The sequence below is a fragment of the Lichenicoccus sp. genome, assembly GCF_965277665.1.
In the GTDB taxonomy this organism is placed as follows: domain Bacteria; phylum Pseudomonadota; class Alphaproteobacteria; order Acetobacterales; family Acetobacteraceae; genus Lichenicoccus.
The window spans coordinates 3,307,174-3,328,846 of the sequence record NZ_OZ255835.1; the positions used below are offsets into that span (position 1 = coordinate 3,307,174).

The window sequence follows — 21,673 nt, forward strand, 5'->3', positions numbered from 1 at the left end:
GTGTCGGCCGGATCCGGTAGGCCCTGGCGGATGAACGCGTTCGACAGGGTGCTCTTGGCCGGCTCGGTATTGCTCGTGCTGCTGCTGCTCGGGCCGGTGCTGACGATCCCGCTGCATATCCCGATCAACTACAACGAAGGCTGGAACGCCGGCTTCGACACCCGCGCGATGCAGCCGTCTGCGGGACCGCTGTACCCTGGCTCCGACAGCTTCGTGTTCAACAACTACCCGCCGCTGGGCTTCTACATCGTCGGCGTGGCCGGGCTGGTCTTCCGGGACATGATCGTCGGTGGCCGGGTGGTGGCCCTGGCGGCTTTGTTCTGCTGCGCCGGCCTGCTCGGCCTGTGCGTCCGGCAGCTCGGCGGGACCGGACGGGCCGCCTGCGCCGCCGGCCTGCTGCTGCTGCTGTCGACGGCGACCTTCTACCGCAGCTACGTGGCGATGGACGATCCGCAGTGGCTCGCCCATGCCATGATGCTCGGCAGCCTGGCGCTGCTGCTGCGAACGGGGGTCCCGCGCCGGCCAGAACCGGGCGGGCCGCCGCCGGGACGGATGATCCTCGCGGCCCTGCTGATGGTCGCGGGCGGCTTCGTCAAGCACAACCTCGTGGCATTGCCGGTGGCGGTGACGCTCTGGCTCGCCTGGCTCGACCGTCGCCTGGCGATCGTCTGGATCGCCGCCGCCGCGGCCGGAGCCTGCGCCGGGCTGGGCCTGACCGGCGCCCTGTTCGGGTCGGCGGCCTACAGCGACATCCTGCACCATCCGCGGGTCTTTCATGCCTATCGGCTGACCCGGGCGATCGGCGGCCTCGCGCCGCTGCTCCCCATGGCAATCGCGGCACTCGCGCTGCGTCGGCGCGTCGCGGGCGATGGCGCCGTGCTGGTCGGGCTGTTCGCGGGCGTGAGCCTGCTGACCGGCATCGTGCAGCGCATGGGCGAGGGGGTGAACTACAACGCGCATTTCGAGACCATGATCGCGGTCTGCCTCGGCTTCGGGCTCGTGCTCGCGCCGCTGTCCCGATCTCCGCTGCCCATCCGGCGCCGGTCGATCGGGCCGGCCGCCCTGCTCGTCTTCGCCGCCCTGCCGGTGGTGGGCGCGCTGCCATGGCGCCTGCCCGCCGCCTGGCACGAGATCGCCGACCGCAAGGCACGGCAGGCGGCCTGGCAGCCGATGATCGAGCGCCTGGCAGCGTCACGAGGGCCGGCAGGCTGCGAGATGCCGTCGGTCTGCATCTGGGCGGGCAAGCCGTTCAGCGTCGACATCTTCAACCTGACTCAGAGCATCCTGAGCGGCCGGTCGGCGGAGCCGTTCCGCAGGATGGTCGCCCGCCGCGGGTATGCCATGTTCGAATACGACCCGGGCTCCGCCACCCATCGCAACGCGATCCGCAGCCTGGGCCATGATCCCGTCATCGGCCCGTTCGCGGGGATCTACGCGCCGGTGGCGACCGGCCCGAACGGCGCGATCCTGCTTGCCCCGATCGATCGCCCGCTGCCCGCGGCGGCAGCGCCGTAAAGGCGGCAGCCGCATGCCGGGAAGCAGGCCGTCCCACCACGGGTTTGTTCCGCTCGCCAGCATCTGTTATCGCTGCCCGCGATGCTCTCCGCACAATCCGGCCCCGCACGGGCAGCCGTCGCTCGCCGCCGCCATGCGGGGTGGTGGCCGGCACTGATCATCGACCGTTACCTGCTGCGGGAACTCAGCAAGCCGCTGCTGGCGATCCTTGCGATCCTGGTGGCGCTGTTCGCCAGCTACAGCACCGCCAGCTTCCTGTCCGATGCCGTCAACGGCCTCCTGCCTGGCGGTGCGGTCGCCAGACTGACCTTCCTGAAGGTCGTCATCTCGCTCGAGGTGCTGATTCCGGCGGCGCTGTACGTGTCCGTCATCCTGACCTTCGCCAGGCTGCACAGCGACCTTGAGTTCGCCGCCATGTTCGCGCTGCGTCTGACGCCCGCGGTCATGGTCCGTGCGGTGCTGACCCTGTCCGCCGTCCTCGCACTCGTGGTGGGCGGCCTGTCGATCTTCGTCAGGCCGTGGGCCTACCGGAACCTGCACGAGATGGCCGACCGCGCCGCCACGCTGCTCGATGTCGATGCGATGCAGGCCGGCTCCTTCTATGTGAGCCAGCACGGGGCTCGCGTCGTCTTCCTCACCCACCGCGATGGCCCCGGCACGCCGGCGCGGGACGTGTTCGTGAAGCTCGCGTACAGCGACCATGACGAGATCATTTCCGGCCGGCTGGCGAGTGCGGTCCCGACCGGGATCGCGAATGGCGGCTCCGACGTGGCCATGAGCGACGCCAACCTGTACGAACTCAGCCATGTGCCAGGAAAGTCCGACGAGGTCCTGCATGTGCAGGCGATGACCGTCGATCCCAACAGCCGCAATGCAGCGCCGGCCGGCTACAGCAGCGTCGCCGCGAGCACGGCGCAGATCGCGGCCTCCGGCTCCAGCGAGGATATCGCGGAACTGCAGTGGCGCCTCTCCACGCCGCTCTCGACGCTTCTGCTCGGACTGCTCGGCATCCCGCTCAGTCGCACCAAACCACGGCAGAGCAGGAACCTGATCTTCGGCAAGGCCTTCGCGGTCTATTTCGGATACTATCTGCTCTGCACATGCGCGCGGACCTGGGTCCAGCACGGCACGATTGCCGAGTTCCCGGGAATCTGGTGGGCGCCGGGCATACTCGGCCTGTTGTTGACGTCGATGGCCGGACGCCAGCCAGCTCTTGCACTCGGGAAATGACCAGCGGGCGGCATGCTCCCGGCCAGTCGTCGCCCTGAACGTGAGATGACATGGTGGAAGGCTACGTCAGGCGTGCCGCGGTCAGGGCCTTCGCCCTGGTCGCCGCGGCCCTCACCGCATTGCTCAGCCTGCTCGAACTGGTCGAACAACTCGCCTCCGTCGGCCAGGGGCACTACCGCCTGGGCGACGCCCTCGTCTATGTCCTGCTGACCGCGCCCGGCCGGTTCCTGCAGATCACGCCGATTGCGACCCTGCTGGGGTCGCTGCTGGCGCTCGGCGCGCTGGCGCGCAACTCGGAGCTCGCGGCGATGCTCGGACTCGGCATCCCGGAACGCCGGATCGTCGGCTCGGTCCTGACGCCGCTCATTCCCATCGTCGCCATCCTGCTGATCCTGGCCCAGTTCGTGATCCCGCCGGCGCAGCGCCTGGCGCAGGACGGGCGCGCCGCCGCCCTGAATGCGACGCGGGCGGCGTCCGGCGACAACAGCTTCTGGGCACAGAGCAACCGGGAGTATCTGAACATCGAGCGGTTCGACCGCGGCCACACGCCGGTCGGGATCGATATCTACAGCTTCGCCGCCGATGGCAGCCTGCTGAGCATCATCCACGCAGCCCGCGCCCAGCTCCGACCGGATGGACAATGGCTGCTGGCGGACGTGTCCCGCAAACTCGACCGTGGCGCCGAGCTGACCACCGACCATCTGCCCCGGCTCATGTGGCACTCGTTCGTGACGCCGCAGGAAATGCAGGTCCTGACGCTGCCGCTGACCAGCATACCGCCGATGGCGCTGTATCGGGAGGTCCGTCGCCTCGCGCTGAAACACGAGCCGGCGGCGCATTATGAGCACGAGCTGTGGGCGAAGATCAGCCTGCCCTTCACCCTGGCCGCGATGGTGATGATTGCGGCCTCGTTCGTGTTCGGCGCCGGGCGAGCCCAGGGCCCCGGCAGAAGCCTGGCCTTCGGCGTCGGCTTCGGGGTCGCCTTCTCGCTCGGCCAGCTGATCTTCAGCCGCCTGGGCCTCCTGCTCGATCTCAACGCGGCGCTCACCGCCCTGACGCCGGCCGCCCTGACGATCTGGCTGTCGCTCTACCTGTTCCGCTCCGCCAGCCGGTAGAGGCTGTCTGCAGACAGCCTCTCGGGCGGCACGACCTGTTCATCGGCTCCAGCCACTTCCAGGTTGGCGCAGAAGCGGCGGTAGAGCGCGCGCTGTGCTGCCAGGAGCAGCACCAGGACGAGACTTAGGCCGAGGATCTCAGCGCAAAAGTAGTAGAGCGGGATGCCGCATAGCGTGAACAGGAAGATGCCGATGGTGCGGTAGTTCGCCGACATCACCGACCAGCGTCGCACGGCGGGTGCGAAGGTCCTGCGATAGCGCTCCCGACTGGCCGCCGCCCGCTCGGGCCGCGATGCCAGGCTGGCGAAATAGTCTTGCCTCAGGGCCGCGGCCGGGATCGCGGTGAACGATTGCAGCCCGGCATAGGCGCGGTGGAACTGCCGGAACAGCCTGGACGGCGCACCGGTCCCCGGGTCAGTTCCCGCCTGGGCCGACAACCGGCCCCGGCCCCAGAGCACGTACTCCTCGCGCTGCTTCTCGTAGGCGGCGGCCTGGACGGCATGGCACAGGCCGGCGACGATAACGACACCCCAGACCCAGGCGCCGTGACGGGCCGCGAGCCCGACCGCCAGGGCCGCATAGACCCCGATGAACGTCACATAGTCGCAGACGCCGTCCAGGACCTTGCCGAGCTCGGACTGCGAGGCGGTCAGGCGGGCCAGCTGGCCGTCGGCACCATCCATCACGTGCCACAGGATCATCAGGCAGAACCCGGCGACGACGCAGGCCGGTCGGTCATAATGCAGGTAGGCTAGTGCTGCGCCGATCCCGCAGGCCATCCCGAGCAGCGAAACCGCATTGGGCGCAACACCCAGCCGGGCGAACAGCCGGACCAGCCGGCCGGCGACCGGGTGGATGACCAGGCGGTTGGTGAATTCCTCGATCTCCGGCGTGCGCCGGACCGGCTCGGCCGCCTGCACCGCGATCAGAGCCGCCCGTCGGCGAGCAGTGCCTCGGCCTTGCCGAGCGCCACCGGATCGTCGACATCGATCCAGGCCCGGTCGCCGATGTCGAACGCCAACGCGCGACCCTCCCGCGCCAGCACGGTCATCGCGCCCGAGATGCTGTCATCGCCCGAGGCCTGGCTTTCCTCGAGTGCTGCGAACATCGCGGGCGTGCAGAGGAACACGCCGGTATCGAAGCAATCATACGTCTCGATGCCCTTGCCGATCGCCTGGATACGCCCGTCGGCACTGGCCACCCTGGTCACGTCTTCCGGATCATTGAGCGGATCCACGATGTTGAAATCGACGGCCAGGATCACGCTGTCCGGCGGCGGTGGCACCGACATCAGGGCCCGGAATATGCCGGGATCGACCAGATGGTCGCACATCGTCAACAGGAAGCGCCCATCGAGATGGCCCTTCGCCTTGAGCAGGGAGACGCCGTTGGCGCGCTGCCACTCGTCGTTGACGATGTGCCTGATGCAAACGCCGTCCCGCGCGGCGAGCCCGTCCAGGGCGTCGCGCAACTCGTCACCGCGATAGCCGCTCACGACAAAGAACTCGTCCACGCCGGCCTGGCGGGCACGCCGGATGACGTGCTCGATCAGCGGCACGCCGCCCACCGGGACCAGGGGCTTCAATTCGACGCCCACCCTCAGCCTGGCACCCTGGCCGGCGGCGACGATCAGGCACTTCATTGAGCGGCGGTGGCCTCCAGGACAGCGTCGGTCGCGGCCGGGTTCTTCCGGCCATACGCCCGGATGAAGGCCTCGGTCATCGTGTAGGCTACGTCATCGGTGTACTGCACGATCGGGTGCTTGCAGAAATAGGCGCTCGGCCCCTCCAGCACGCCGCCGATGCCGTTCTCGAGGGCAAGCTTGCAGCATCGGACCATGTCGATGACAACGCCTGCCGAGTTCGGCGAATCCTCGACCGACAGCCGCAATTCCAGTTCCATCGGGACATCGCCGAACAGATGGCCCTCGATGCGCAGGAAGCAGATCTTGTTGTCGTTCTGCCAGGGCACGTAGTCGCTCGGGCCGACATGGATGTTCTCGTCCTCGATGCGCTTCTTGGCGACCGACTGCACCGCCTCCGTCTTGGAGGTCTTCTTCGAGGTCAGCCGCTCCTGGTTCTTCATGTTCAGGAAGTCGGTGTTGCCGCCGGTGTTCAGCTGGTAGGTCCTGAGCAGCTTGACGCCACGCTTGGCGAAGAGGTCGGTCAGCACCCGGTGGACGATCGTGGCTCCGAGCTGCGACTTGATGTCGTCGCCGATGATCGGCAGGTTCGCCTGCCTGAACCGCTCGGCGAAAGCCGCGTCGCTGGCAATGAACGCCGGCATGTTGTTGACGAAGGCAATCCCGGCTTCCAGGGCGCACTCCGCATAGAACCGTGCCGCCTGCTCCGAACCCACCGGCACGTAGTTCAGCAGCATGTCCGCGCCGCTGCGTCGCAACTCGTTGACGATTTCTGCCTTCGAGAGCTGGGCCGCGTCGGACCGGATGACCGTCCGATCATCGGAATAGTCCATCATGTGCTCGGAGATGCCGTCCAGGACCTGCCCCATCCGGACGATGACCCCGCTCTGGGGAATGTCCGCGTGGAACACCTTGGTGCAGTTCGGCTTGCAGAAGATTGCCTTGTGGACATCCACGCCGACCTTGCGGACATCGACGTCGAACGCCGCGACGACCTTGATATCGGAGGGCAGGTAGCCGCCGATCTCGGTATGCATCAGCCCGACCACGCCTTCGCGGCAGCGCTCGGGCGTATAATAATGTAGTCCCTGGATCAGGGCGCTGGCGCAGTTGCCGATCCCTGCGATTGCGATTCGGATCGTGTCTCGGTTCATCGTCATCAGCCTTGAATTCGAGGAAGCAGCGGGGAAGGCGGCGGGGTCCTGTTCGCCACGGAAATTACGGCAGTCATACACCTCTCGCGGATGCCGTCGACGCCGGACAGGAGATGCTGAGGTCGCGCACGCTCATGTCGCGTGCGTGAATTCATCGATACTGGCGCAGACCAGAGCACTGTAGAGCTGCCTGTCGCGGTTCCTGCGCACGTAGCCGGGGGTTATGTGAGCCACAAGGGCTTTCGTGCGAACCGAAGCATACCAATGCGCAACCCGCGTCTCCCGCGAGAGCACGTCGCGCAGCCGGATGCGCGACGCGATGCGGAACCAGTGCTCGGAAATCTCCGGAGCCAGCGGATAGAACACCGCCGGCCGATGGATCACGAGAGCCGCATGGTCATACCGGCGGACCACCTCGCGCAGCAGATCGGGGCCCAGCCCATAGCGCCGCGTCTGCTGCTCCGGCGATGCCCTGACCATGCCGACGAGATAATTCGCGACCAGGTCCGACCCGGCCTCGGCACCCATCACCGCGTTGTTGACGCTCCGGGTGTAGAAGCGCTCCACTTGCCTGAACAGCGCCCAGCCGTGCGGGATGCGCCGGCATGCCTTGCGCACCAGGTCGAGCACCAGGTGTCGCGACAGGACAACCGGAGAGCGTGACGTGCGGGCGCGCTGCGGCCACACGATCAACTCGGATCCCAGGAAATGCCGTACGTCCAGCAGTGGCAGTAGCGACGCAATCGTCACCGTATCCAGGTCGAGATAGATGCCACCCTCGCGATACAGGATCGCCGCGCGCAGCAGATCCGAGCGCGCGACCGGACTCTCCAGCCTTCGATACAGCGCCACGAAGGCCTCCGCGAGGCCGAGCCGATCGCCGGTTTCGGCGAGATATTCCGCCGGGTCGATCCGGACCATGCGGACACGGGCCTCGGCTTCCAGCGCGGAACGCTCTGCGCCATCCTCAAGCCTATCGGTGTGGTGGAAGATGATGTCCGGTATCTCGCTGCGCTCAACCGCCGAAATGACCGCAAAGACATACGCCCAGGGGAGCCGCTTGCCGATCCAGAAGAAGTGCAGTCGGGGGGGAATCGTCATCGGGTCGAGCCTGTTGGCGGTGCGGCACTCCCGATCGAAGCTAACTTAGCGCTACCATGAAGTCCAATTCAGGGCGGGACAACCATTGAGTCAGGATCCTGTGCAGGTCTGCAACCCATGCGTGTTGGTCCGACCGAAGAATCAACCTGAGCTTGGCCAAGTCTAGCATGTCAGAGACCGACAGCCCGGACGGAACCTCGCGACCCGAGATCGCCATCTTCCGCAATAATCTGTTCCGGACCTCCGAACCCTTCATCACGCAACAGGCGCAGCGCCTGGAGCACTATTCGCCCTGCTATCTGGGACGGTTGCGCTTCGGTGCCGCGCCGCAGGGCGCAGACTCCCTCGCCCTGCAGGATACAAGCGGCCTGCGCACATGGCCTCGCATCGGCTGGCAGATGCTCACCCGAAACCCGGTGCCGTACCTGCGGCTGCTTGGCGCTCGGAGGCCGGCGCTCATCCATGCCCATTTCGGGATCGACGGCGTCTATGCGCTGCCGATCGCGGAGCGCCTGAAAATCCCGCTGGTGACCACCTTCCACGGCTACGACGCGACCCTGTCGACGGCGGCCCTGTTCACCTCGCCGGCCTGGGTGAACTACCCGTTATTCCGCCGCCGACTGGCCCGGCGAGGCGACCTGTTTCTCTGCGTCTCGTCCTTCATCCGCGACCGGGTGCTGGCGATGGGCTTCCCCGAGGAGCGAACGCATCTGCACTATACCGGGGTGGATTGCGACGCCGTGACACCGCGCGATCCGGCCCAGGAAATGCCGGTCGTCCTGCATGTCGCGCGCCTGGTCGAGATGAAGGGCACCCGATACCTCATCCTGGCCTTCGCCGCACTGGTGCGCGAGCGCCCCGGGTTGCAACTGGTCATCATCGGGGACGGCCACCTGCGACGCCCGCTACAGGCACTCGCGCGATCATGCGGCATCGCAAGCCAGGTGCGCTTCCTCGGCGCACGTCCGCATGCCGAGGTGCTCGACCGGATGCGCCGGGCGATGATGCTGGTGCTGCCGAGCATCAAGACGAGAACCGGCCGCGTCGAGGGGCTCGGGATGGTCCTGCTGGAGGCGGCGGCGCTCGGCGTGCCTGTGGTCGCCACACGGGTCGGCGGCATTCCGGAAGGTGTCGACGATGACCGGACCGGGTTGCTGGTGCCCGAGCGCGACCCGGATGCGCTGCGCCAGGCCATGCTGGCGCTGGTCGACGACGCCCCCCGACGCCTGCTTATGGGGCCTGCCGCGCGGGACTTCGTCGAGCGGCGGTTCGATATCCGCCGACAGAACGCAGCACTCGAGACCTTCTACGCCGCCCTGATCGCCCAAGATTTCCGCCGCCGCGGCATCGATGCTATGCAGCCGGATGCAACTCTTCGCTCCATTCCATGACAGCGCGACGCGAACCTGATGCGCGCGCAGTCACTCGGCCGCCGGATGGCCAGCGCGGCCTCCGGAGCACGGTTCCTCGCACGCGTCGTCGGCTCACGCTACAACCCGCTGCTTGCCCAGGTCGTCGTCACGCGCCGCTGCAACCTGGCTTGCGGCTACTGCAACGAATATGATGATTTCTCGCCGCCCGTGCCGCTGGCCGACCTGCTGTCCTGGGTCGATCATCTCGCGAGCCTGAAGACCGCGTCGATCACGTTGACCGGCGGCGAGCCGCTGCTGCATCCCGAGCTCGACCGCGTCATCCGGGCGGCGCGCGATCATCGGATGATCGTGACGATGATCACCAACGGCTTCCGCCTGAGCCGCCAGTGGATCAACCGCCTGAACGCGGCCGGTCTCCAGGGCATGCAGATAAGCATCGACAACATCAGGCCCGACGACATCTCGATGAAAAGCCTGTCCTCGGTGGAGGGCAAGCTGGCCTTGCTGGCGGCGCATGCCCGCTTCAAGGTGAACGTGAACTCGGTCCTCGGCGTCACCACGGAACGCACGCAGGACGTGGTCGCGGTCGCGACCGCCGCGGCCAGGCATGGGCTGCAGCACTCGGTCGGCGTCCTGCATGATCATACCGGGACCTTGAAACCGCTCAGCGCGGCGCAGATGCAGGCCTACGAGCAGGTGACCAGGATCTCGCCATCCGTCGTGCATGGCCTGAACTACTGGCTGTTCCAGAAGAACCTGATGCACGGCCAGGCGAATGACTGGAAGTGCCGCGCCGGCGCGCGCTACCTGTATGTCGCCGAGGATGGCCGCGTCCACTGGTGCTCACAGCAGCGTGGCACGCCGGGAATCCCGCTGCTCGACTACAGCATCGAGGATATCCGGCGCGAATACCGCACCGAGAAGCCATGCAGCCCGACCTGCACGCTGAGCTGCGTCCACCAGATGAGCATGTTCGACCGGTATCGCGGCGCGCAGGCGGTCGCCGGCACAGCAGGTCACTGAGACGGAAGCGGCGCCCGGCGTCGCTCCCACAGGAACAGGGCGGCGTAGATCAGTGCCGTCGCGGCAGCGACCAGTGCCAGCCGCGCCTTCGGGTCGGCACCCACCAGGAGGTCGCCGCCCGCGACCAGCAGGACCAGGGCGGCAATGCCGATGCAGGGCGCCGCGAAGGCCCTCGCCAGCGCGCCGGGCCTGATCCGCCACCGGCGCCACAGGATCCATGTCGCCCAGAGCAGCACGGGCGGATACAGGCCGAGCCAGATGGCGGCGGCGGCAATGATGCCCGTCTCGGCCTGGAAGGTGAGGCCTACCAGCAGGATCGCCGACGCCAGCAGCAGCAGGGTCGCCAGCGCCAGGCGCGCCGCCATCCCGGGCCGGCCCACGCCCAGCATCATCGTGGAGAACAGCATCGTCATCACCCGCAGCAGGGCGGCAGCCGCGAGGAAGCGCAACGGCGTGGCGGCGGCGATGTAGCTGCTGTTCCGGTCATCGTGCAGCATCGCGGTCAGCGGCCCGGCGGCCAGCACCAGCGCGGCCATCAACGGCGCCACCAGGACCGCGATCTTGCCGAGCGACCAGCGCAGGATCGAGGTGAGGTCGGCCGCCTGCGCCGAGGCGCGGGCGAACACCGGCAGCGCGGTCCGGTTGACCAGCGTGCCGACGGCCATCGCCGGCTCCATGGCGACGTCGAATGCCACGCGATAGACCGCCAGCAGGGACGGTCCGTAGAACCATCCGATGAGCATGTAGTCGACATTCTTGAACATCTGCTCGGAGATGTTGCTCGTCGCGGCGCGCCAGCCGTAGCGGGCAAGCGGCAGGACCGCGGACAGGTGCAGACGCAGCCGGGGCCGATACGGCCGGGCCAGCAGGGCGCCGACCATGATGTAGAAGCCGCTCGCCGAATAGCCCGCGACGAGTGCCCATACGCCCGCACCCCCGGCACCCAGCGCCAGGCGCGTCGCCGCGGCGGCAAAGGTCGCGCAGACATTGACGATCGCGATGCGCTCGAACTGGAGGTTCCGGTTCATCATCGCCAGCGGGATGAGGGCGATGCCGACGAGCGGCTGCTTGATGGCGATGGCAAGGAAGTATGTCGCCATCCCGGGCATGCCGTAGATCGCGGCGATCACCGGGGCCGCCAGAAGCGTCAGCGTGCCCACCAGCACCGCGGCACCCGTCACGTACCAGAACAGGGCATCGACCTGCCGGCGGGAGATGGTTTTCGACTGGATCAACGCCTCGCTGGTGCCGAGCCCGTTGCAGGCCTCGACGACCATGCCGATCGAAAGCACCAGCGACGCGATACCGACCTGCCGCTTGCTCAGGAACAGCAGCATCGTGAGGATCGTGCAGAAATCGATGATCTTGGCGGCGACCGTGGCGCCGCCCAGCCAGTTGAAGCCTTTCCCCAGGTCGCGGCGATGATCCTGCACGCGCTTAGGCAAGCGGTGCGGGAGGCAGCACCCATGCGCGGGTCCGGGCCAGGTGCGCCAGCCAGCGCCCGGATTGCCGCAGCCAGGTCCGCGAGTGTCTGGCGCTCCATTGGCCGTGGCGGCGCGGTTGCGCCGCCGCGTTGGCCGCGATGAGTTCGGCGATCCGGCGCGCCCTGGCATCCCAGGTAAGGTCCCGGCTGTCCAGCCCGGCTTGCGCCGCGATCCGCGAGGCCAGCGCCCGGTCGCCGATCACCGCGCGGATGCCGCCGACCAGCGACGCGACGCAGTCCGGGCGACACAGCCAGGCATTGCACCGATGCGTCAGGACTTCCCGGACATCGGGCGTGTCGCCGCCGACGATCGGGCGTCCGGACGCCATGTACAGGAAGAGCTTGAGCGGGAGCACGGTCGAGCCAAAGGTCGCCAGCGGCTTGTGCGAAGGCGGGATCAGCAGGATGTCCGCCGCGAAGATGTACTGCGCGAGTGTCGCGTCGGGCCGGAACGCGACGATCCGGATGTTGCGCCTGCCGGCGGCCATGCTTTCGATCGGGCCCGGTCCGGTCGAGCCCACGAGAATGAACAGGATGTCCGGCAGGATGCGCGCGGCCTGCAGGACGAGGTCGAGGCCCTTCTTGTGGTTGAGGCGCCCGGTATAGACGACGGTCGCCTGGTCGGGGCGCACGCCGATCTGCCGCTTCGCCGTCTCCGGCGCGACCGGAGCCTGCAGGCGGGCCGGCTCGAAGCCGTTCCGGACGCAGTGCAGCTTGGCCGCCGGCACGCCCAGATCGAGGTACTTCCGCCTGGTATAGTCGGAATGGCAGATGTTGAGCAGGAACCGCGGATGGCAGTGCAGCCGATGGATCCAGAACTGCAGCGGCGGGATCTGGTCGCCCCACGGGCGGTAATGGTCGAACACCACGCGCCGTCGAGCCAGGACCGACATCCAGGCGACCCAGAGATTGCGCGTGTAGATGATGTCGGCTCGCCTGAACTCCCGCCGGAAGATAAGGGTCAGGCCGCAGAGCAGATGCCGCAGCGCCGCCGGCCGGACCGGCGCCCAGGCCCGAACCACCGGCATGCCGGCGATCCGTGCCGCCGGCTCCGCCGCGGTGCCGGCTGCCAGCGGCAGGTGCAGCCAGGACTGCTGCACATGGCGGGCAAGATAGCGCGCCGTGGTGGTGAAGACCTCCGCATCGGCCTCGTTGCTCGGCAGCGGGTTCTCGAACGCGAACAGGACCTTCATGGGCGAGCCCGGCGCGGCGGTTGAGGTCCAGGCACAGGCCATTGCATTGTCGGGACTTGTCGGGCAGCCGTTGACCGCTGGCAAGGCCCGGGCACGTCGGGCCAGCCTGCGCGGGATGTCCCGGAGCAGGCTCCGGGCCGGAGACGGGAGAATCAAGCAGTGGCTCAGGACCGCCTCTACGACCTCGCGCGCCTGGCCCTGGCGGCGACCGGGATCATCCTGGCCATCTGGCTGCTCAAGGACGTGCTGACCGTCGTCTTCGCCGCCTCGCTGCTGGCGGTGATCCTGCACGGGGTCGCGAGGCTGTTGCACCGCCTGACCCGGCTGCCGTACTGGCTCTCCCTGGCTCTGGTGGTGCTGGCCATCCTGGCGACGCTGATCGGGCTCGGCCGGATGGCGGGCCCCGGCCTCGGCGAGCAGGCCGACAAGCTGCGCCAGGCCCTCGGCACGCAGGCGCACGGGCTGCACGACCGTCTCTCGCAGTCGCGCTGGGGCCGGATCGCGCTGGAACAGGTGCCGTCCTCGTTCGGCGGCGACAAGCAGGGCGGGGACGGCGCGGGCGTGCCGTCCGGTCTCGCCGGCTCCGTCGCGGGCTTCCTTGGCTCCGTGTTCGGCCTGTTCGGAACCCTCGTCGTGGTCGTCATCGCCGGGCTCTACCTCGCCGGCGCTCCCGGCACCTACGCGAACGGCGCGCTGCGCCTGGTGCCGGTCGCCCACCGCCGGCGCGCCAAGGGCCTGCTCGAGACCGCCGGCCACGCGCTGTGGATGTGGAGCGCGGGGCAGGCGCTGGACATGCTCGTGGTGGGCATCCTGTCCGGCGTCGGGCTCTGGTTCATCGGCGTGCCGCTGGCCGCGGTGCTGGGCGTGGTCGCCGGGCTGCTGAACTTCGTGCCCTATATCGGCGCGATCATGGGCGCCGTGCCGGCCGTCATCATTGCCTTCTCGGTCACCCCGGCGGCCGGCATCGAGACGATCGTGCTGTACGTGGCGATCCAGGCATTCGAGGGGAACGTCATGGCGCCGCTGATCCAGCGGCGGGCGGTGGACCTGCCGCCCGGCCTGACCATCCTGTCGCAGACCGCGTTCGGCGCGATCCTCGGCATTCCGGGGCTGATCTTCGCGACCCCGCTGACCGCGGCCCTGCTGGCGGTCCTGGCCAAGGCGACGCCGGAGCTCGGTCCCGACGAACGGCTGTGAGGCGACTTCCAAGACCTGGGCGATTCAGGCAAGAGTCGCCCCGACCTGGAGACCGACCGAAATGAATGATGAGCTCCCGGAGCGTCCACGGACGCGCCTTGCCATCCTGCCGCTCGACGATCTCGGCGTCTCGGAGCTGCGGTCCTACATCGCCGAGTTGCAGGGCGAGATCGCCCGCGCCGAGGCGATGATCGGCCGCAAGCAGGACCATCTCGGCGCGGCGGCGAAGATCTTCGGGTCGCGCGGGGGCACCTTATAGGTCCGGTAGCGAATCAATTCTGTCTTGAACCCGCCACCTCGCTTCTCTAGTGTTAATTGTCCGTTAACATGTCTGTGCGGCCGGCCGTTTGGTCAAAGGATGAGGAGCGGCCCATGCCGGTCAGTTGGATGATGGTTTGCGCGTCTCTCAGGAAGGACCGTCGCGCGGTCACCGCCCTGGAGTATGCGCTTATCGCCGGCCTTATCGCCGTCGTGATCGTCTCCGCGGTGAGTTCTCTGGGCACCAAGATGAGTGGCGTGTTCCTCAAGCTTGCCAGCTCCGTCGGATCCGCCTGACGCGGCGGGATTGATCGTCCGGCACGGCTACAGGACCTGGGCGCGCATCCCGTCCATCCACTCGCGGGCCTGCGCCTGGGTGGCCGGCCCATGCACGAGCAGCCAGCGCGCGCCGCAGAGCCAGCGGACATACCAGCTTCCGTCATCATCGGCGAGCAGGCGATAGCGGATTTCGACGGACACGATGCAACTCCCCGGGCGACTGTGCGCCTGCGAAACGTTCCACATCCGGGGTCCCGGCTTCAACCAATAGTTTCCGCGACGGCACAGCCCCGGCCGCTCTCGATGTTCAGAACTGGCGCCGCAGGCTTTCCGGTACTTGTTGCGCTGTCGTCAAGGTCGCCCAATGCTGTTAGGCTCCGGGCACGCGGAACGGCCCGTGCGGGAATTCTCACGGATGGCGACGAAGCACACGTCAGAGGCGCAGGCACCTGAGCCCCGCATGCCGCCAACCGACCCACCGGCTGCCGCATCGCCCGGCCAGACGCCAGCGCGCGGGCCTCCCGGCCTCCGGCGGACCCTGTCGGTCATCGGCATCGGCGCGTCAGCCGGAGGCCTCGACGCCTGCAGGAAACTGGTCGGCAGCCTTGGGGACGGCGAGGGGTTCGCCTGCATCCTGGTCCAGCATCTCGACCCGGCGCATGAGAGCATGATGGTCGAGTTGCTGGTGTCCCACACGGCGATGACCGTGCGACTTGCGGCCAGCGGCATGCTGCTGGAGCCACGACATCTGTACGTCATCCCCCCCGGCACCTTTCTCTCGGTCGCGCACGGCGCCCTGCGTGTGTCGCAGCCGCGGGCGCAGCACAAGGCCAGGCTGCCCTTCGATGTCCTGCTGCTTTCGCTGGCCCGGGAATTCGGCCGCCGCGCCGCCTGCATCGTGCTGTCGGGCGCCGGTTCGGATGGCAGCGTCGGGCTGAAGGCGATCCGCGAGCAGGGCGGCCGCGTGCTCGTGCAGGACCCAAGCCAGGCCGAATATGACGGCATGCCGCGCAGCGCGATCGCCACCGGGCTGGTCGATGCGGTCCTGCCGGTGGAGCAGATCGCCGCCGCCCTGGCCGGGCCGCACGCCACGACGAGCGATTCCGACCTGCTCCCGAATCCGGTCGAGCCGCGCGCGGAGGACCGGCTCGGCGGCATCATCGCGACCCTGCGCGAGACCACCGCGCACGATTTCCGCCTGTACAAGCGGGGCACCCTGCTGCGCCGCATCGAGCGGCGGATGGCGATGGCCGCCATCGAGCCGGCCCGCTTCGACGACTACCAGGCGCTGCTCGAGCGCAGCCGCGAGGAACGCGACCTGCTCGCCCGCGATCTGCTGATCAACGTGACCAGCTTCTTTCGCGATCGCGAGGTGTTCGACGTCCTGGCGGCCCGCGTGCTGCCGGACATGATCCGCGATCATGCGCCCGCACAGCCGCTGCGTCTCTGGGTCGCGGGGTGCAGCAGCGGCGAGGAGGCCTATTCGCTGGTGATGCTGTTCAGCGAGGCGATGATTGCGGCTGATCTCGACCTGAAGATCCAGGTCTTCGCCTCGGACGTCGATGCGGAGGCGATCGCCACCGCCAGGGACGGGCTGTATCCGGACACCATCGAGGCCTCGGTCTCGGACGCCCGGCTCGAGCGTTTCTTCGTCCGCGAACCGCAGGGCTACCGGATCAAGCCGGAGGTGCGTTCCGGCGTCGTGTTCACGGTGCAGGACCTGCTGTCGGATCCGCCCTTCTCCCGGCTCGACTTCATCTCCTGCCGCAACCTGCTGATCTACCTGCTGCCGGAAGCACAGGCGAAGGTGTTGCGGCTGTTCCATTTCGCGCTCCGAACCGGCGGGCTGCTGCTGCTCGGCAGTTCGGAGACCGCAGGCCTGGTCAGCGGGCGCTTCCAGGTCGTCTCCCAGGCCGAGCGCATCTACCGCCATATCGGCCGCAGCCCGCCGGGCGAGGTCGCCTCCTCGCTGCGCGCGAGCGAGATCACCAGGGCGCCGGCGCTCAGCCGGCCGACGCCCGCGCTCTCGCAACAGGCGACGTTCGCGGAACTCTGCCGCCAGCAGGTGACGGAGCACTATGCACCGGCCGCGGTCCTCATCAACGGCCGCAACGAGTGCCTGCATTTCCAGGGGCCGACCGACCATTATCTGCAGGTGGCGCCCGGGCGGCCGACCCATGACCTGCTCACCCTGGCGCGTCCGTCGATGCGCGGCCGGCTTCGCACCGCCATCCATCAGGCCGCCGACCGGAACGCGGCCGGCCGGAACGCGAACGTCATCGTGCGCGGCGGCCAGATCACCCGCGACGGGCGCAATTTCGCCTTCAGCATCGCGGTGCGGCCGGTCGAGCAGGACGGCGAGCGGCTGCTGCTGGTCTGCTTCGTCAACGATCCGGTGTCCGGCCGCGAGCTCGAGCATCCGGACCTTTCCACCGTTGCGCCGCGGATCGCCGAACTCGAACTGGAACTGGAAGCCACCCGGAACGAGCTGCAGGCCGCCCTGCAGCGACTGGAGACCTCGAACGACGAGCAGAAGGCGATCAATGACGAGGCGCTCTCGTTCAACGAGGAATACCAGTCGACCAACGAAGAGCTGGTCACCTCAAAGGAGGAGCTGCAGGCGCTCAACGAGGAGCTCGTCGCACTCAACGGACAATTGCAGGACAGCCTGGAGAAGCAGCGCACCACGTCGAACGACCTCAAGAACATTCTCTACAGCACCGACATGGCAACCCTGTTCCTGGATACCGACCTCAAGATCCGGTTCTTCACGCCCGCGACGCGCGCCTTGTTCAACCTGATCCCGGGCGACGTGGGCCGTCCGCTCGCCGACCTCACCTCGTTGTCCGAGGACGCCGACCTGCTCGCCGATGCCAGGACCATGCTGGGCGAACCGGTCACCGTCGAGCGCGAGATCGAGGCACGCAGCGGGGCGTGGTATCTGCGCCGGATCCTGCCGTACTACACGCACGACAATAGCGTCGAAGGCGTCGTCGTCACCTTTGCCGACATCTCCGAACGCAAACGGGTCAAGCGCGCGCTCGAGGTTGCCAAGCAGCATGCCGAGCAGGCGAACGCCGCAAAATCCCGCTTCCTCGCGGCGGTCAGCCACGATCTGCGCCAGCCGCTGCAGACGCTGACGCTGATCCAGGGATTGCTGGTCAAGCGCGTCGCGGGCGACGCGGCGCAGAAACTGGTGGCGATGCTGGATCCGACGATCGGCGCGATGTCGGGGATGCTGAACACCCTGCTGGACATCAACCAGATCGATGCCGGCACCCTGCGCACCGCCATCGCCGACTTCCCGGTCGCCGACCTGCTCGGTCAACTGGGCGAGGAATTCCGGTATCACGCCGATGCGCAGGGACTGGCGCTGCGTGTCGTCCCGTGCAGCCTCGACATCCGCTCGGACCGCCGTCTGCTCGAGCAGATGATCCGCAACCTGATGAACAACGCGATCAAGTACACGCGCCGGGGCAGGATCCTGGTCGGGTGCCGCCGGCATGGCGCCACTCTCAGCATCGAGGTGCACGATACCGGCATCGGCATCGCGGCCGGCGAGCTCGACGCCATCTTCACCGAATACCATCAGGTCGATAACCCGGCGCGCGAACGCAGCCGGGGACTGGGACTTGGCCTCTCCATCGTGCGGCGGCTGGGCGATCTGCTCGGCCACAAGGTCCGGGTCAGCTCGAAGCCGGGATCGGGGTCGCGGTTCGCCCTCGAGGTGGCGTTGGCAGCGGACGCGCCACGGCCGCCTGCCGATCCGGCGCCGCCGCGGACGCCTGGTGCGGCCCCCCAGGCGTCCGCGGCGCCGCAGCCGGGCTCGATCCTGATCGTGGAGGACGACCCCGAGCTTCGGCAACTGCTGGAGGTCCTGCTCGTCGAGCAGAAGCACCGGGCCATCGGCGCCCCGGACGGGTTGGTTGCCTTGGATCTGGTGAAAGCCGGGACGATGACGCCGGACCTGATCCTGGCAGACTACAACCTGCCGAACGGCATGGACGGCCTGCAGGTCACGGCACAGCTGCGCGACAGGCTGCACCGCCGGATACCGGCCGTCATCCTCACCGGCGATATCTCCCCGGGGACGCTGAAGGAGATCGAGCGCGCCGGATGCCTGCAGCTCGGCAAGCCGATCAAGGCGCACGAGTTGACCAAGGCCATCGCCAGCCTGCTGCCGCCCAACGGCGCGCGGCACGGATCCTCGCCCAGGGCGCGGGACCCCGAGGCCGTTGCCGGTCCGGATCTGCAGGCCGAGCCGGCGACGGTGTTCGTCATCGACGATGACAGGAACGTCCGCGATGCCATCACCCGCGTGCTGGTGGACGGTGGCCATCTGGTCGCCGCCTTTCCCACCTGCGAGGCCTTCCTGGCCGATTTCAGGCCCGGGTCCGGCGCATGCCTGCTGGTGGACGCCTACCTGCCCGGCATGCAGGGGCTCGAGCTGCTGCACCGGCTGGCCGAGAACGGCCAGCTGATGCCGGCCATCATGATCACCGGCAGCAGCGACGTGCCCATGGCGGTGCAGGCGATGAAGGCGGGCGCCACCGACTTCATCGAGAAGCCGATCGGCGACGCGGAGCTGCTGTCGAGCGTGGCCCGGGCGGTCGAGCATTCGCGGGATGCCGGCAAGCTGCCAGGCTGGCAGCGGGACGCCTCGGCGCACCTTGCCAGCCTGACGCAACGCGAGCGCGAGGTCATGGACCTGGTGCTCGCGGGGCACCCGAGCAAGAACATCGCCGCCGACCTGCGCATCAGCCAGCGCACCGTCGAGAACCACCGGGCCTCGATCATGAAGAAGACGTCCTCGAGGTCGCTGCCGGGCCTGGCGAGGCTGGTCCTGACCGCCGGCTATAGGGCGGATGGCGCCGGCCAGGGCGACCCCGCGACGGCGTTCAACCCCGCAAGGCAGCTCACCGGCCGCCCCTGAGCGGGCGGATGTCGGGTCCGACAGCCCTCGCGCAGGCGCCGGCAGTCACTGTTGATCGGTGCGCTGATGGTGCGTATGCGGCCTGGGCCGCTTCGCCTTGGCCGGCGTGGCGGGAGGTGCGGCGGGGGCTTCGTCGGTCTTGCGCAGCGCATCGGTGCAGGCGCCTTCGCCCACGCCGAGTTGCACCGTCGGCAGGATCGCCAACGGTGCGAACAGCACACCCAATCCGACGGCGGCCCCGGCCCGCGCCACCACCTCGGCCCCGGGCCGGATGCTCGGGCTGCCGAGCTTGCCGGTCACGTTGATCGGTCCCGGCAGCGAAGCGACGCTGAAATGCGAGGACCGGGTGGTGAGCGAGTAGTCCAGCGTCTGGCGGCGCAGGTCGATCGTGCCACTGCCGATGCTGCGCGCCTCGCTGGTCTGCAACAGGAAGGTCTTCATCGACAGGATGCCGTCCTTGAGCGGCAGGTCCGCGATGAAGCAGCGCAGGTTGGCGCGGGTCGGCACGCCCAGCGCCGACAGGATGGCGTTGCCGACTTCCAGGCCGGCGATGTCGTGCAGCAGCGCGCTGATATCGCCACTGCCGGAAAGGATCATCGTCACCCCGCCCGAGCCGTTGCCGAGCATCGTCGCGACCGACGAGCCGGTGGTCGTGATGTCGGCCTGTCCGCCGATCACCCCGTCGCCGTTGAAGGCATGCGTCGCCCGCAGGATGCGCGACAGGTCGACATGGCGGAAGGTGATCTCGGCCTTGGTGCGCAGGTCGCTGCCGACCGGGTTCAGGTCGAAGTTCGAATCGATGCTGCCGGTACCGACCTTGAAGTCGAGCGGATGCAGGGTGACGTGCCCGTCCACGATGTCCATCGCGACCACGATGTTGTCGAGCGGGACATACTTGTTCTCGATGTGCGCGCCCTTGTAGGTCAGGTGCACGTCGGCGGCATGCAGCTTGGGGATGCTGAATTTCTGGTCGGGCAGGATGTCGCCGCTCTTCTTCGAGGCGGCGATCTCCTGCTTCTGCTGCGCATTGCCGCTCTTCGCGGTGCCGGGAGTGCCGCCGATGAAGCCGGCAAGGTCGTTCAGGTCCACCTTCTGCGAGACCAGGTCGGCCTTGATGTCCGGCACGCGGGTCCGCGCATCGACGGCGATGCGGCCGCCGAGATCGCTCGATCCGACGGTGCCGTGGAACTTGTCGAACACGATGCGGCGCTGCTGGTAGTCGAGATTGCCGGTCACCTTGAATGGCGGCGTATGCGGGATCGGCACGCCGGTCAGCGGCAGCAGCAGCGCCATGTCCGGCCCGATAAAGACCAGCTGCAGCCGCGCGCCGCCGAAGGTCAGCGGCTGGTCGACCTCGCCGGTCAGCGCCACCCTGGTCGGACCGTTGGCGACATGCAGATCGATCGGATAGGGGCGGGTGCGGTCCTGCAGGGTCAGCAGCGCGCCGCCGACGAAGCGCCCGGTGATCGGCTGGTGCGCGTAGGTCCCGTCGGCGGTCACCACGATGCGGCCGCCATCGGGATCACGGTAGCCCGTGGTGTGCACCTGCAGGTTCATGTCGGTCTTGAACTTCGGGTCGACGACATGCACGTGGCCGTCATGGATGCGCAGCAGGCCCAGCTTCGGCGGCTTGCCGGCGCTGCCCGGGGACGTGCTGCCCTGGCTCTTGAGCGTCCAGTTCGCGGTGCCGTCCTCGTGCGCCAGCGCATTGACCACCGGATGGTCGATGTTGATCAGCGGAATGTCGATGACCCGCTCGCGCAGGTAGGTCAGGACGCCGACGCTGATGCCGAGATGGTCGATGCTCGCCAGCGGCTGGTCGGGCGGGAAGGCATCTGCGCCAACGCCGGGCGGGTTGTCCACGCGGAGCCCGTCCACGGTCACCACCGTGGTCCGCCCGAGACGGACATGCAGGTGCTGCATCGTGACCTTGCGCCCCAGGGCCGCAGAGGCGCGGCTGTCGATCAGCGGGATGAACCAGTCCCAGTTCCACAGCGCGATCAGTGCGATGATGGCGATCGCGATGACGCCGAGGATCCAGGGCCAAAGGCGCCGCCGGCGTGGCTTGCGTCCGCGAGGCGTACCCGGCGATGCACTCGTTCCGGATGCCGTCTGATCCACTGCCAAGCCACTGATCCCCGGGCACGTTAGCCCTGGACAACGCGGCCACGGCGGGG

At 68.1% G+C, this 21,673-nt stretch carries 17 protein-coding genes; 9 read left to right on the top strand and 8 right to left on the bottom strand.

From position 1 onward, the window contains the following. The first annotated feature begins 30 nt into the window (after positions 1-30). The 3 genes from ACQY4O_RS15470 to lptG all read left to right on the top strand — a co-directional run bounded on the left by ACQY4O_RS15470 (position 31) and on the right by lptG (position 3,860). Positions 31-1,515, top strand: a complete 1,485-nt coding sequence (locus ACQY4O_RS15470; protein WP_428377242.1) for a hypothetical protein — start codon at positions 31-33, stop codon at positions 1,513-1,515. Positions 1,516-1,596: 81 nt separating this feature from the next. Next, positions 1,597-2,745, top strand: a complete 1,149-nt coding sequence (gene lptF / locus ACQY4O_RS15475) for an LPS export ABC transporter permease LptF (protein WP_428377243.1) — start codon at positions 1,597-1,599, stop codon at positions 2,743-2,745. Positions 2,746-2,795: 50 nt separating this feature from the next. Then, positions 2,796-3,860: an LPS export ABC transporter permease LptG gene (lptG, locus tag ACQY4O_RS15480; protein ID WP_428377244.1), complete on the top strand. Its 1,065-nt coding sequence runs from the start codon at positions 2,796-2,798 to the stop codon at positions 3,858-3,860. On the opposite strand, the gene ACQY4O_RS15485 is transcribed toward lptG, so the two are convergent. From ACQY4O_RS15485 to ACQY4O_RS15500, 4 genes are all read right to left on the bottom strand, one after another. Further along, positions 3,833-4,780, bottom strand: coding sequence for a CDP-alcohol phosphatidyltransferase family protein (locus tag ACQY4O_RS15485; RefSeq protein ID WP_428377245.1), 948 nt, complete (start codon positions 4,778-4,780; stop codon positions 3,833-3,835). The two genes, lptG and ACQY4O_RS15485, sit on opposite strands and share 28 nt — an antisense overlap. 5 nt (positions 4,781-4,785) lie before the next feature. Next, the gene (locus tag ACQY4O_RS15490) at positions 4,786-5,502 is read right to left on the bottom strand and encodes an NTP transferase domain-containing protein (RefSeq protein ID WP_428377246.1); all 717 of its coding nucleotides are present in this window, start codon (positions 5,500-5,502) and stop codon (positions 4,786-4,788) included. After that, the gene (locus ACQY4O_RS15495; protein WP_428377247.1) at positions 5,499-6,662 is read right to left on the bottom strand and encodes an inositol-3-phosphate synthase; all 1,164 of its coding nucleotides are present in this window, start codon (positions 6,660-6,662) and stop codon (positions 5,499-5,501) included. Before ACQY4O_RS15495 ends, ACQY4O_RS15490 begins: the two co-directional genes overlap by 4 nt. A gap of 126 nt (positions 6,663-6,788) precedes the next feature. Further along, positions 6,789-7,757, bottom strand: a complete 969-nt coding sequence (locus ACQY4O_RS15500; protein WP_428377248.1) for a glycosyltransferase — start codon at positions 7,755-7,757, stop codon at positions 6,789-6,791. Between the two features lie 167 nt (positions 7,758-7,924). Between ACQY4O_RS15500 and ACQY4O_RS15505 the strand changes: the two genes are divergently transcribed. Next, on the top strand, positions 7,925-9,148 hold the full coding sequence (locus tag ACQY4O_RS15505) for a glycosyltransferase (RefSeq protein ID WP_428377249.1): 1,224 nt from the start codon (positions 7,925-7,927) through the stop codon (positions 9,146-9,148). Positions 9,149-9,193: 45 nt separating this feature from the next. Beyond that, positions 9,194-10,153, top strand: coding sequence for a radical SAM protein (locus tag ACQY4O_RS15510; protein ID WP_428377250.1), 960 nt, complete (start codon positions 9,194-9,196; stop codon positions 10,151-10,153). On the opposite strand, the gene ACQY4O_RS15515 is transcribed toward ACQY4O_RS15510, so the two are convergent. Beyond that, complete coding sequence (locus tag ACQY4O_RS15515) at positions 10,147-11,586, bottom strand: oligosaccharide flippase family protein (RefSeq protein ID WP_428377251.1); 1,440 nt, start codon at positions 11,584-11,586, stop codon at positions 10,147-10,149. The genes ACQY4O_RS15510 and ACQY4O_RS15515 overlap by 7 nt on opposite strands. 4 nt (positions 11,587-11,590) lie before the next feature. Further along, positions 11,591-12,829: a glycosyltransferase family 4 protein gene (locus ACQY4O_RS15520; RefSeq protein WP_428377252.1), complete on the bottom strand. Its 1,239-nt coding sequence runs from the start codon at positions 12,827-12,829 to the stop codon at positions 11,591-11,593. A 159-nt stretch (positions 12,830-12,988) separates the two neighbouring features. Between ACQY4O_RS15520 and ACQY4O_RS15525 the strand changes: the two genes are divergently transcribed. From ACQY4O_RS15525 to ACQY4O_RS15535, 3 genes are all read left to right on the top strand, one after another. Beyond that, complete coding sequence (locus ACQY4O_RS15525) at positions 12,989-14,026, top strand: AI-2E family transporter (protein WP_428377253.1); 1,038 nt, start codon at positions 12,989-12,991, stop codon at positions 14,024-14,026. Positions 14,027-14,087: 61 nt separating this feature from the next. After that, a complete protein-coding gene (locus ACQY4O_RS15530; protein ID WP_428377254.1) occupies positions 14,088-14,285 on the top strand; it encodes a DUF1192 domain-containing protein in 198 nt (65 codons plus the stop codon). 113 nt (positions 14,286-14,398) lie between these two features. Next, positions 14,399-14,581, top strand: coding sequence for a Flp family type IVb pilin (locus tag ACQY4O_RS15535; RefSeq protein WP_428377255.1), 183 nt, complete (start codon positions 14,399-14,401; stop codon positions 14,579-14,581). 27 nt (positions 14,582-14,608) lie between these two features. Here the strand turns inward: ACQY4O_RS15535 and ACQY4O_RS15540 are convergent, their stop codons facing one another. Further along, the gene (locus tag ACQY4O_RS15540) at positions 14,609-14,764 is read right to left on the bottom strand and encodes a hypothetical protein (RefSeq protein ID WP_428377256.1); all 156 of its coding nucleotides are present in this window, start codon (positions 14,762-14,764) and stop codon (positions 14,609-14,611) included. A 259-nt stretch (positions 14,765-15,023) separates the two neighbouring features. On the opposite strand from ACQY4O_RS15540, the gene ACQY4O_RS15545 reads away from it, so the two are divergent. Beyond that, complete coding sequence (locus ACQY4O_RS15545) at positions 15,024-19,496, top strand: chemotaxis protein CheB (RefSeq protein ID WP_428377257.1); 4,473 nt, start codon at positions 15,024-15,026, stop codon at positions 19,494-19,496. Between the two features lie 45 nt (positions 19,497-19,541). Here ACQY4O_RS15545 and ACQY4O_RS15550 read toward each other — a convergent pair whose 3' ends face one another. After that, positions 19,542-21,617, bottom strand: coding sequence for an AsmA family protein (locus ACQY4O_RS15550; RefSeq protein WP_428378216.1), 2,076 nt, complete (start codon positions 21,615-21,617; stop codon positions 19,542-19,544). Positions 21,618-21,673: the final 56 nt, after the last annotated feature.

Excerpts from the sequence above, each read along its gene's own strand:
- ACQY4O_RS15470 (WP_428377242.1), top strand. The coding sequence starts at position 31 with ATGAACGCGTTCGACAGGGTGCTCTTGGCCGGCTCGGTATTGCTCGTG.
- lptF (WP_428377243.1), top strand. The coding sequence starts at position 1,597 with ATGCTCTCCGCACAATCCGGCCCCGCACGGGCAGCCGTCGCTCGCCGC.
- lptG (WP_428377244.1), top strand. The coding sequence starts at position 2,796 with ATGGTGGAAGGCTACGTCAGGCGTGCCGCGGTCAGGGCCTTCGCCCTG.
- ACQY4O_RS15490 (WP_428377246.1), bottom strand. The coding sequence starts at position 5,502 with ATGAAGTGCCTGATCGTCGCCGCCGGCCAGGGTGCCAGGCTGAGGGTG.
- ACQY4O_RS15495 (WP_428377247.1), bottom strand. The coding sequence starts at position 6,662 with ATGACGATGAACCGAGACACGATCCGAATCGCAATCGCAGGGATCGGC.
- ACQY4O_RS15500 (WP_428377248.1), bottom strand. The coding sequence starts at position 7,757 with ATGACGATTCCCCCCCGACTGCACTTCTTCTGGATCGGCAAGCGGCTC.
- ACQY4O_RS15505 (WP_428377249.1), top strand. The coding sequence starts at position 7,925 with ATGTCAGAGACCGACAGCCCGGACGGAACCTCGCGACCCGAGATCGCC.
- ACQY4O_RS15510 (WP_428377250.1), top strand. The coding sequence starts at position 9,194 with ATGGCCAGCGCGGCCTCCGGAGCACGGTTCCTCGCACGCGTCGTCGGC.
- ACQY4O_RS15520 (WP_428377252.1), bottom strand. The coding sequence starts at position 12,829 with ATGAAGGTCCTGTTCGCGTTCGAGAACCCGCTGCCGAGCAACGAGGCC.
- ACQY4O_RS15530 (WP_428377254.1), top strand. The coding sequence starts at position 14,088 with ATGAATGATGAGCTCCCGGAGCGTCCACGGACGCGCCTTGCCATCCTG.
- ACQY4O_RS15535 (WP_428377255.1), top strand. The coding sequence starts at position 14,399 with ATGCCGGTCAGTTGGATGATGGTTTGCGCGTCTCTCAGGAAGGACCGT.
- ACQY4O_RS15545 (WP_428377257.1), top strand. The coding sequence starts at position 15,024 with ATGCCGCCAACCGACCCACCGGCTGCCGCATCGCCCGGCCAGACGCCA.